Annotated in this window: 10 protein-coding genes; 6 read left to right on the forward strand and 4 right to left on the reverse strand. The window is 61.8% G+C overall.

Annotated elements, in window-relative coordinates; all coding sequences use genetic code 11:
- Positions 1-24: 24 nt before the first annotated feature.
- A complete protein-coding gene (gene asnB, locus HMPREF3149_RS01575) occupies positions 25-1,947 on the forward strand; it encodes an asparagine synthase (glutamine-hydrolyzing) (protein WP_070536053.1) in 1,923 nt (640 codons plus the stop codon).
- A gap of 60 nt (positions 1,948-2,007) precedes the next feature.
- On the opposite strand, the gene HMPREF3149_RS01580 is transcribed toward asnB, so the two are convergent.
- Positions 2,008-2,352: a HesB/IscA family protein gene (locus tag HMPREF3149_RS01580; RefSeq protein ID WP_042531607.1), complete on the reverse strand. Its 345-nt coding sequence runs from the start codon at positions 2,350-2,352 to the stop codon at positions 2,008-2,010.
- Between the two features lie 168 nt (positions 2,353-2,520).
- On the opposite strand from HMPREF3149_RS01580, the gene HMPREF3149_RS01585 reads away from it, so the two are divergent.
- Positions 2,521-3,213: a DUF3043 domain-containing protein gene (locus HMPREF3149_RS01585; protein WP_070536056.1), complete on the forward strand. Its 693-nt coding sequence runs from the start codon at positions 2,521-2,523 to the stop codon at positions 3,211-3,213.
- 12 nt (positions 3,214-3,225) lie between these two features.
- Positions 3,226-4,125, forward strand: a complete 900-nt coding sequence (locus tag HMPREF3149_RS01590) for a nicotinate-nucleotide--dimethylbenzimidazole phosphoribosyltransferase (RefSeq protein ID WP_070536058.1) — start codon at positions 3,226-3,228, stop codon at positions 4,123-4,125.
- A gap of 22 nt (positions 4,126-4,147) precedes the next feature.
- Here HMPREF3149_RS01590 and HMPREF3149_RS01595 read toward each other — a convergent pair whose 3' ends face one another.
- Positions 4,148-5,251 carry a branched-chain amino acid aminotransferase gene (locus HMPREF3149_RS01595; protein WP_070536061.1) on the reverse strand — a complete coding sequence of 368 codons (1,104 nt, stop codon included), beginning with the start codon at positions 5,249-5,251 and terminating at the stop codon, positions 4,148-4,150.
- 131 nt (positions 5,252-5,382) lie between these two features.
- Here HMPREF3149_RS01595 and HMPREF3149_RS01600 point away from each other — a divergent pair, with 131 nt between their 5' ends.
- The gene (locus HMPREF3149_RS01600; RefSeq protein ID WP_070536064.1) at positions 5,383-6,882 is read left to right on the forward strand and encodes a leucyl aminopeptidase; all 1,500 of its coding nucleotides are present in this window, start codon (positions 5,383-5,385) and stop codon (positions 6,880-6,882) included.
- A gap of 34 nt (positions 6,883-6,916) precedes the next feature.
- Here the strand turns inward: HMPREF3149_RS01600 and HMPREF3149_RS01605 are convergent, their stop codons facing one another.
- Complete coding sequence (locus HMPREF3149_RS01605) at positions 6,917-8,191, reverse strand: glutaminase (protein WP_042531616.1); 1,275 nt, start codon at positions 8,189-8,191, stop codon at positions 6,917-6,919.
- A 28-nt stretch (positions 8,192-8,219) separates the two neighbouring features.
- Here HMPREF3149_RS01605 and HMPREF3149_RS01610 point away from each other — a divergent pair, with 28 nt between their 5' ends.
- Entirely contained in the window at positions 8,220-8,762 is a 543-nt protein-coding gene (locus HMPREF3149_RS01610) for an isochorismatase family protein (protein ID WP_042531618.1), read from the forward strand.
- 17 nt (positions 8,763-8,779) lie between these two features.
- Here HMPREF3149_RS01610 and HMPREF3149_RS01615 read toward each other — a convergent pair whose 3' ends face one another.
- Positions 8,780-9,178 carry an oxidoreductase gene (locus HMPREF3149_RS01615; protein ID WP_070536066.1) on the reverse strand — a complete coding sequence of 133 codons (399 nt, stop codon included), beginning with the start codon at positions 9,176-9,178 and terminating at the stop codon, positions 8,780-8,782.
- A 128-nt stretch (positions 9,179-9,306) separates the two neighbouring features.
- On the opposite strand from HMPREF3149_RS01615, the gene HMPREF3149_RS01620 reads away from it, so the two are divergent.
- A partial coding sequence (locus tag HMPREF3149_RS01620) for a biotin/lipoyl-containing protein (protein ID WP_305764351.1) occupies positions 9,307-9,679 on the forward strand: 373 nt, incomplete at its 3' end.

Below are 9,679 nucleotides of genomic sequence, written 5' to 3' on the forward strand. Positions count from 1 at the left end.
TCATATATAAGGAGAAACACGTTTATGTGCGGACTCTGCACACTGCTCAGCGCCCACCGCAACGCAGCCGAGCACCTTGAGGCCCTTGAACAGTCCCTCCAATGCATGCGCCACCGCGGCCCTGACGCCGCCGGCACGTGGCACGATGAGGATGCCGCTTTCGGCTTCAACCGTCTGTCCATCATCGACTTGGAACATTCCGACCAGCCGCTGCGCTGGGGGCCGGAGGACAACCCGGAACGCTATGCTCTGACTTTTAACGGCGAAATCTACAACTACGTGGAGCTTCGTGAAGAGCTCAGTGCCGCCGGTTATTCCTTTAATACTGAGGGAGATGGCGAGCCCATCGTCGTGGGCTATCACCATTGGGGCAAGGACGTTGTGGAGCACCTGCGGGGCATGTTCGGTTTTGTCATTTGGGATACCGAAACCCGCACCATGTTCGCGGGCCGCGACCAGTTCGGCATCAAGCCGTTGTACTACGCCACGACAGATAAAGGCACGGTCTTTGCTTCGGAGATGAAGTGCATTCTCGACATGGCAGAATCCTTGGGTCTAGATCTCAGCCTTGATAAGCGCGCCATCGAGCATTACGTCGATCTGCAGTACGTGCCGGAGCCGGAGTCACTCCACGCTAATATCCGCCGCGTCGAGTCCGGCTGCACGGTCACCCTCCGCCCCGGCGAAGAGGTTGTGGCCGAGCGCTACTTTAAACCCCGCTTCCCCATCCAACCCGTGAAGCAGGGCGAGGAGCAACAGCTCTTCGATAAGATTGCGCGGGCGCTGGAGGATAGCGTCGAGAAGCATATGCGTGCCGATGTGACCGTAGGTTCTTTCCTGTCCGGCGGTATTGATTCCACCGCCATCGCAGCCTTGGCCAAGCGCCACAACCCGGACCTGCTCACCTTCACCACCGGATTCGAGCGCGAAGGTTATTCCGAAGTGGACGTCGCCGCCGAGTCCGCAGCGGCGATTGGCGTGGAACACATCGTCAAGATTGTCTCCCCCGAGGAGTACGCCGATGCCGTACCGAAGATCATGTGGTACCTGGACAATCCCGTGGCCGATCCTTCTCTGGTGCCGCTCTACTTTGTGGCACAGGAGGCTCGCAAGCACGTCAAGGTTGTCCTTTCTGGTGAGGGCGCCGACGAGCTCTTCGGTGGCTACACCATTTATAAGGAACCACTCTCCCTGGCCCCATTTGAGAAGATCCCCTCCCCTCTCCGTCAGGGTTTGGGCAAGCTCTCGCAGGTGCTTCCCGAAGGCATGAAGGGCAAGTCCCTTCTCAACCGCGGTTCCATGACCATGGAAGAGCGCTACTACGGAAACGCTCGTTCCTTTAACTTTGAGCAGCTCCAGCGCGTACTCCCCTGGGCCAAGCCGGAGTGGGACCACCGCGAGGTCACAGCACCCCTTTACGCACAGTCCGTGGACTTTGACCCGGTTGCCCGCATGCAACACCTCGACCTGTTCACCTGGATGCGCGGCGACATCCTAGTCAAGGCCGACAAGATGAATATGGCCAACTCCCTTGAGCTGCGCGTGCCATTCCTGGACAAGGAGGTTTTCAAGGTGGCGGAAACCATTCCGCACGAGCTGAAGATTTCCCACGGCACCACCAAGTACGCGCTGCGTAAGGCCATGGAACAGATCGTCCCGCCGCATGTGCTGCACCGCAAGAAACTCGGTTTCCCAGTGCCGATGCGCCACTGGCTGGCCGGCGACGAACTCTACGGTTGGGCACAGGACCAGATCACCGAGTCGCAAACCGAGGACATCTTCAATAAGAAGGAAGTCCTCGAGATGCTCAAGGAGCACCGCGACGGCATCTCCGATCACTCCCGCCGCCTGTGGACCGTACTCTCCTTCATGATCTGGCACGGCATCTTTGTGGAGAACCGCATCGATCCGCAGATCGAGCAGCGCGATTACCCCGTGAAACTCTAGCCCAGAACGCACTAAAGCCCTCGCCACCATGGCGAGGGCTTTATCTGTGCCTACACGGCTTTAGTTGAAGGAATCACCGCAGGCGCAGGAGCCACCGGCATTCGGGTTGTCAATGGTGAAGCCCTGTGCCTCAATGGTGTCGGCGAAGTCGATCTTGGCACCGGTGAGGTACGGGATGGACATCTTGTCAACGACGAGGTTCACGCCGCCGATGGTGTCGACCTTGTCACCATCGAGGGTGCGGTCGTCAAAGTACAGCTGGTAACGCAGGCCAGCGCAACCGCCCGGCTGGACAGCGATGCGCAGGGACAGGTCGTCGCGGCCTTCCTGCTCGAGCAGGGACTTTGCCTTGGCGGCAGCGGCGTCGGTCAGGATAACTCCGGTTGCAGACGCGGGAGCGGTCATGGTTTCTCCTCTTAATATGTACGGAATTTTCTGGAGCCCACCCTACCCTCTCTGCAGAGAGGAATAAAGGATGTCCTCCAGTGCACTGGTGTCGTGTCATTTATGGCTAACGCCGCCGAGAGCGGGCCTATTCCCAGTACGCCCTCACAACCTTGTACGCTAAACAGCGTGAAACTTCCGTGGCAACAAGACGATAAAACCCCTTCCCCCGCCGAGCAGTCCCCGGCGCCGGAAGAGAAGACCGCCGCCGAGAAAACGCACCGCAAGGGCTACACGCCGCCAAAGGGCCGCCCCACGCCTAAGCGCGATGCGCAGGAAATCGCCCGCGGCGTTAAGCGCGATCCCCAGGGCATGTCGGATGCCCAGCGCCACCAGCACCGCAAGGAGCTTAAGGCGTCCATGTCCAAGGAGGAATGGAAGGACTACAAGCGCAAGGAGCGCCAAGAGTCCCGCGCCCGCCGAAACGAGGCCCAAGAGCGCATGGCCGCTGGTGATGAGCGCTACCTGCTCGCCCGCGACAAAGGTGAAGTCCGCCGTTATGTGCGCGATTGGATTGATTCGCGCCGCTTCCTCAACGAATGGGTGCTGCCTTTTGCCCTCGTACTGTTCGTGCTCATGTTCGTCATCGGCAGCAACCCCAATCTGGCCAACATTACCTCCATTGCCGCGATGGTTGTCATCGCAGTCTTCGCCATCGAGGGATTCTGGCTGGCTCGCAAATGCAACAACGCGGTGCGCCTGAAATTCCCGGGCACCACCGAGGCGGGATTTGGTTTGGGATTTTATGCTTATTCCCGCGCCACCCAGCCACGCAAGTGGCGTACCCCGCGCCCGCAGGTGGAGCGCGGCGCCACCGTGTAAACCGGAGGACACATGCCTGATTTCACCGCCGTTCCGCAGCTGCGCAACCACTCCGCGGAGGAGCCGGGGCGCCTCGCTGACATTGCCGCGTGGCTTGCAGCCGCGCAGGATTCGGAGAGGCCCCAGCCGCTTAGCCGGCCACGCGCCATCATCTTTGCTGGCGCGCACGGCATTGCAGAGCGCACCATTGACGGCGTAGGAATTGGCCCCCACACTGGCGCCGACGAGGAACGCTGGCGTGAGAACATCGCCACCGCAGCCCAACGCGCGGGGGCGGGTGTGGATTTCCTTGAATGCGCCGAAGCAGCGCCTATCGACGTCTCCCCTGCCATGTCCGCCGAGCAGCTTGAGCACCACGTGGAGCTAGGTAAAGAGGCAGCCGACCGCGAGGTGGACTCCGGTGCAGATCTGCTGATTGCTTCTGATTTCGGTATCGGTGGCGAGACGGTCGCCGCCGCCGTCATGGGCCGCATTACCTATACGGAGCCGGTGGCCATCCTTGGAACCCGCACAGCCGGAGGCATGACGGATGGCATGTGGAAGACCCGCGTGACCATCGTCCGCGATGCCATGTTCCGTGCCCGCAACCTAGAGGGCTGGGAGGTCGTGCAGACCATCGGCTCCCCAAGCCTCGCCGGGTTGGTGGGCTTCATCGCGCAGGCAGCGGTGCGGCGTACGCCTATGCTCATCGCCGGCCCCCTAGCCGCCACCGCCGCGGTTCTCGCTGAACGCAGCGCTCCCGGCGTTAAGTGCTGGCTCCGCGCAGGAAGCAGCTCCCCCGAACCGGCAGAAGCCCTTGCTTACAAGGAGCTGGGCCTCAGCCCACTCCTTGACCTGGATCTAGGCGCCGGCTATCCCCTCGGCGCGCTCGCAGCCCTGCCGCTCGTGCAGCTGGCCGCCGAGCTCGCCTAGATAGCGCGCTTAGACAGCGCGCTTACTTCGGGTCAACCAGCGTGCGTAGCCAGCCGTGGGAATCCTCCACGGCACCGCGCTGAATGCCGGTAAGGCGCTCACGCAGGGCCATGGTCGTCGCACCTGCCTCATCATTGTTGATGTGGAAGTCCACACCATCACCCAGAACATGGCCCACCGGGGTGATGACCGCGGCAGTACCGCAGGCAAAGGTTTCCGTCATCGCGCCAGAGGCAACATCCTCTTCCCACTCCTTGTAGGTAATACGGCGCTCTTCGACCTTGAGCCCCATGTCCTCAGCCACCTGCAGCAGGGACTTACGGGTAATGCCTGGCAGCAAAGAGCCTGACAGCTCCGGAGTCACCAGTGTTTGGTTGCCCTCCTCGCCGTAGATGAAGGCCAGGTTCATGCCGCCCATCTCCTCGATGTAGGTGCGCTCGATGGCATCCAGCCACACGACCTGGTCGCAGCCCTTCTCGGCAGCCTGCGCCTGCGCTAGCAGAGAACCCGCGTAGTTGCCGGCGAACTTTGCGGCACCGGTACCGCCTGGTGCGGCGCGGACATAGTCGGTAGACAGCCAGACGGACACCGGCTTGATGCCACCAGAGAAGTACGCACCGGCCGGGGATGCAATGACCACGTAGCGGTAGGAGTGCGCTGGGTGCACGCCCAGGGACGCGTCCATAGCGATCATGAAGGGGCGGAAATACAGGGCTTCCTCGCCGCCGGCCTCGGGTACCCAGTCTTGGTCAACCTCAGCAAGCTGGCGCAGGGACTCCACAAACTCCTCGTCTGGCAGCTGCGGCATGGCCATACGCTCCGCAGAATCCTGCAGGCGTTGCGCATTCTGGTCTGGGCGGAAGGTAGCGATGCTGCCGTCGGGCTGACGGTAGGCCTTAATGCCCTCGAAGATGGCCTGGCCGTAGTGGAACACGGTGGACGCCGGATCCATGCTAAACGGCGCGTACGGTCGCACCTGAGCATCGTGCCAGCCCTTGTCCTCGGTCCAATCGATGGTCACCATGTGGTCGGTGAAGTACGTGCCAAAGCCCGGGTTCGCCAGAATCTCCTGCAGGCGCTCCGGGGAGGTGGGGGTTTCGGTTCGCGTCACGGTATAATTCAACATGATTCACAGCGTACTCTCCGCCCGCCTATAGAGGTGCAGAAATGCGGGAGTTTGAACCCGTGGCGGTGCCGACCACTGTCACGGGTAGGGTGTGAGAAGTATCCCATTGTCATTTTCACAAGGAGGACATCGTGGCTTCTTCCACGTTCGAACTGCCCGCACGCGGCTCTTTCCCCACCGTTGAGCTGGCCAAGAAGGCCCCCAAGCAGGCAGATGCCTTGCTGATCGCCACCTTTGCTGGCGAAGAGGGACTTGAGGTTCCGGGCACCTCCCTGCTCGGTTCCTCCGCGCTGCGCTCCACCTATGAGGCCCTAGCCGCCGTGGGCGCGACGGGCAAGGCCGGGGAAATCATCAAGGTTCCCGCCCCACAAAAGGCGGGCGCTGCACAGATCATCGCGCTGGGCTTGGGCGATGTTGAAGCCCTCGACGATGAAGCCCTTCGACGCGCCGCAGGCTCCGTTGCCCGCGCCACCGCAGGCGTGGGGACCATCGCCACCACCTTGACAGACTTCGGCGTTGCCGCTGCTGTTGAGGGTCTCATCCTCGGCGGCTACACCTACCGCGGCATCCGTTCGACCGACCTCAAGGATGAACTGCAGCCCGCCACCTTTATTGTCGTGGCAGACAAGTCCGCTTCCGAAGAGTTTGAGGCTGCCCGCATCGTGGCCGAGTCTGTTCTCATCTCCCGTGACCTAGTGAACACCCCGGCTAACGAGCTCTACCCGGAATCCTACGCCGCGTTCCTGACCGGCCAGGCCAAGGAGGCCGGCCTCGAGGTTGAGGTTCTCGATGAGAAGCAGTTGGAGAAGCAGGGCTTCGGAGGAATCCTCGCCGTGGGCAAGGGTTCTGCCCGCCCGCCTCGCTTGGTCCGCCTGAGCTGGAATCCCAAGAAGGCTAAGAAGCACGTGGCTCTCGTGGGCAAAGGCATTACCTTCGATACCGGCGGTATTTCCCTCAAGCCAGGCAATGGCATGTGGGACATGATTTCGGATATGGGTGGCTCTGCCTCCATGGCAGCCACCATTATCGCCGCGGCCAAGCTCAAGCTACCGGTCCAGATCACCGCTACCCTGCCGCTGGCGGAAAATATGCCGGGCGCGGGCGCTACCCGCCCGGGTGACGTTATCACGCACTATGGCGGGTTGACCTCCGAGGTCCTCAACACCGACGCCGAGGGCCGCCTCGTGCTGTCGGACGCCATCGCGCGCGCCAGCGAGGACAAGCCGGACTACCTCATCGAGACTGCTACCCTCACCGGCGCACAGATCGTCGCACTCGGCGCACGCACAGCAGGCGTTATGGGCTCCGAAGTCTTCCGCGATCGCATCGCCGAGATTGGCCGCGAGGTGGGCGAAAATGCTTGGGCCATGCCCTTGCTTGAGGAACACGACGAGGAGATCAAGTCCCAGGCCGCAGACATCCGCAACATCAATGCCAAGCGCGAAGGCGGCATGGAGTTCGCAGGTACCTACCTTAGGCAGTTCGTCGGCGAAGGTATCGAATGGGCCCACATCGACATTGCTGGCCCGTCCTGGAATGGCGGCGCACCGCACGGCTACACCCCGAAGCGCGCCACCGGCGTTCCGGTGCGCACCGTGGTGGCAGCGCTGCGCGAGATCTCGGAGCAGTAACCAGGTCTGAGCAGGTTGACTGCTCAGAGACTGCTCAGACCTCCTCGCCCGCGATCACGTAGTCTTCCTTGTCCGCGAGCGGGAGGACCGTGCCGTCGGACATGGCGCGGTCGGTGACTACCCCGTTGTCGTCGACAAGCGCCACGTCGTTGCCGCCTTCCCGCAGGCGACGCAGCCCCTCCTTGAGCATGCGCCGGCCCACCTTGTGCAGGCCAGAGACCTGCGAAAAATCGAGCGCCAAACGCTTGCCGGAGAATTGACGCTCCTCCAACTCGTGCAGGATGGCCTCCGTGGCAGTGAAATTGATGTGGCCCTGCAGACGGATGATGGCAGTATCCTCGTCTTCATCAACACTGCGCACCGGGTACACACCGAAGCGGTTGTCCGTGGACATGAGGTGCAGCCCCATATCCGAAGAAAGCTTCTGAAAAATGGACGTTCCGCGCACGCTATTTCCCTGCTCATCCAAGCGCGGGGAGAGCGTGGCCACGCCGAGCTGACCGGGCAGCGTACCGATGAGACCGCCGGCCACACCGGACTTTGCGGGGATGCCTACCTCCGCCATCCAGCGCCCAGCGCCGTCGTACATACCGCAGGAGCTCATCACCGCAAGGGTGAGGCGGCACACATCGGCGTCCAAAATCTTCTCCCCTGTTACCGGCTGGCGCCCGCCATTGGCCAGCGTGGCGGACATAACGGCTAGGTCGCGGACGTCGACAGACAGCGCGCACTGCGAGGTATAGGACAGCACGGCATCGTGCGCATCATCCTGGATGATGCCATAAGAGCGCAGCATGTGGGCGATGGAGAGGTTGCGCTCGGCATGCTCAAGTTCGGAGTCACACAGGCGCTTGTCGACGTCCACCTCGCGCCCCGCCAGCTTCGACATGTAGCTGCGGATGCGCTCCACGCGGTCTTCCACCGTGGAGTCCACGCCGTTGATGAGCTGGTTGACCACGATGGCGCCGGCATTAATCATCGGATTGACGGGGCGGTGATCCTTTGCCAGGGACAGCTCATTAAAAGCCTGGCCGGAAGGCTCAAGCCCGACAACCTCCCGTACTTCGTTCAGGCCCAGCTCCTGCAAGGCAAGTGCATACACAAAGGGCTTGGAGATGGACTGGATGGTGAAGCGATTCTCTGCGTCACCGGCACTGTATAAGTGCCCCGTGACCGAGCAGAGGGCTACGCCGAGTTGGTCTGGGTTGGCCTCGGCAAGCTCGGGAATGTAATCCGCAACCTCACCGCCATCCTCATCGCGCACTGAGTTCAGAATCTTCTCTAAATAAAAAGGAATCGGTGTTTTCATCCCGCCCCAGCGTATAGAATTATGCGGTATGAAGCCCGCACTTATCATCGTTGACGTCCAACACGATTTCTGTCCCGGCGGTGCCCTTGCTACTGACAAAGGCAACGAGGTAGCAGATCGCATCGGTACTCTCCAGCCGAGTTACGATACCGTCGTTGCCACCCAAGATTGGCACATTGACCCTGGCACGCACTTCTCTGAGAACCCGGACTTTGTCGATTCGTGGCCTGTGCACTGCGTGGCCGAGTCCTTCGGTGCCGCCATGCATGAGTCGATCGGCCCGGCGGAGGCCTACTTCCGCAAGGGCGAGTACACCGCGGCCTACTCGGGATTCGAGGGCACGGCTGACGGCGCAACGCTCGCGGACTGGCTGCGGGCACGGGAGATTACGGACGTCGACATCGTGGGTATCGCCACCGATCATTGCGTGCGCGCCACGGCTGCCGACGCCCTCACAGAGGGATTCACCGTCAGAGTACTGGCTGACTATTGCGCGCCTGTCGACGTCTCCCGGGGCGAAGCCGCGCTTCTGGAACTCGCCGACGCGGGGGCCACCATCGTGCGGGATTAACCCCCCATTAGTGCTCGTTAGCCCTCGTTGCGTTGTTGACGCTGCTCGAAGCGTTCGCGGCGTTCGCGCTGTTCTTCCCGCTTGCGGAGGATGCGCTCACGCTCAATGCGCTCGCGCATACGTTGTGGATAACCGGTTTCCTCGACGTCGTAGACATCGCACCGTAGCAGCTTGGCCACAGCGTCAATGCCTTTCGGACCGCCGATGCGACGCCGGATGAAGGCGCCATTTTCGTCGACGACCACCACAGACATCTCGTTGACCACGGTCTCTGGCTCGATAAAGGCCTCAATATAGGCCCGGCCCTGTGCCCAGCGCTGCAGCTCTCGGGCGTCCTCCGCACGGATCGTCTCCCCTGGGGCGCGTGGCGGGCGCAATTGGGAGCGGGAACTGTTGCGTCGGAAGGGGTTGAACATGACTCCCAAGCCTACCCCGTGAGGAGGGTGCCCCAATTCACCCCACCTGTGCGCACGGTGTGCGGGCACGCTGTAGAATCGGGCACTAGCGTTTCACTACTTCCAACTTTCGAGGAGTCTTATAACTTATGGCACACTCTGTTGTGATGCCCGAACTGGGCGAATCCGTAACCGAAGGCACGATTACCCAGTGGCTTAAGTCCGTCGGTGACACCGTTGAGGCTGACGAGCCGTTGCTCGAGGTTTCCACCGATAAGGTCGACACCGAAGTTCCGTCCCCGGTCTCCGGCACCATCCTCGAAATCAAGGCTGAAGAGGATGACACCATTGATGTCGGAGAGGTCATCGCCATCATCGGTGATGAGGGCGAGTCCGCCCCGGCCGCTGACGATGCTGCGGAGGAGTCTTCTGAGAAGGCTGCTGAGACCCCGGACAAGCCAGCTGAGGATGCAGAGTCTGAGGCTCAGGCCCCTGCTTCCGGTGAGGCCACCGATGTGGAGA

This window comes from Corynebacterium sp. HMSC05E07, from assembly GCF_001807225.1.
Lineage (GTDB): Bacteria > Actinomycetota > Actinomycetes > Mycobacteriales > Mycobacteriaceae > Corynebacterium > Corynebacterium singulare.

What these genes read in the sequence shown, in the direction of transcription:
- asnB (WP_070536053.1), top strand. Translation starts at nt 25, where the DNA reads ATGTGCGGACTCTGCACACTGCTCAGCGCCCACCGCAACGCAGCCGAG.
- HMPREF3149_RS01605 (WP_042531616.1), bottom strand. Translation starts at nt 8,191, where the DNA reads ATGAAAACACCGATTCCTTTTTATTTAGAGAAGATTCTGAACTCAGTG.
- HMPREF3149_RS01580 (WP_042531607.1), bottom strand. Translation starts at nt 2,352, where the DNA reads ATGACCGCTCCCGCGTCTGCAACCGGAGTTATCCTGACCGACGCCGCT.
- HMPREF3149_RS01590 (WP_070536058.1), top strand. Translation starts at nt 3,226, where the DNA reads ATGCCTGATTTCACCGCCGTTCCGCAGCTGCGCAACCACTCCGCGGAG.
- HMPREF3149_RS01610 (WP_042531618.1), top strand. Translation starts at nt 8,220, where the DNA reads ATGAAGCCCGCACTTATCATCGTTGACGTCCAACACGATTTCTGTCCC.
- HMPREF3149_RS01595 (WP_070536061.1), bottom strand. Translation starts at nt 5,251, where the DNA reads ATGTTGAATTATACCGTGACGCGAACCGAAACCCCCACCTCCCCGGAG.
- HMPREF3149_RS01615 (WP_070536066.1), bottom strand. Translation starts at nt 9,178, where the DNA reads ATGTTCAACCCCTTCCGACGCAACAGTTCCCGCTCCCAATTGCGCCCG.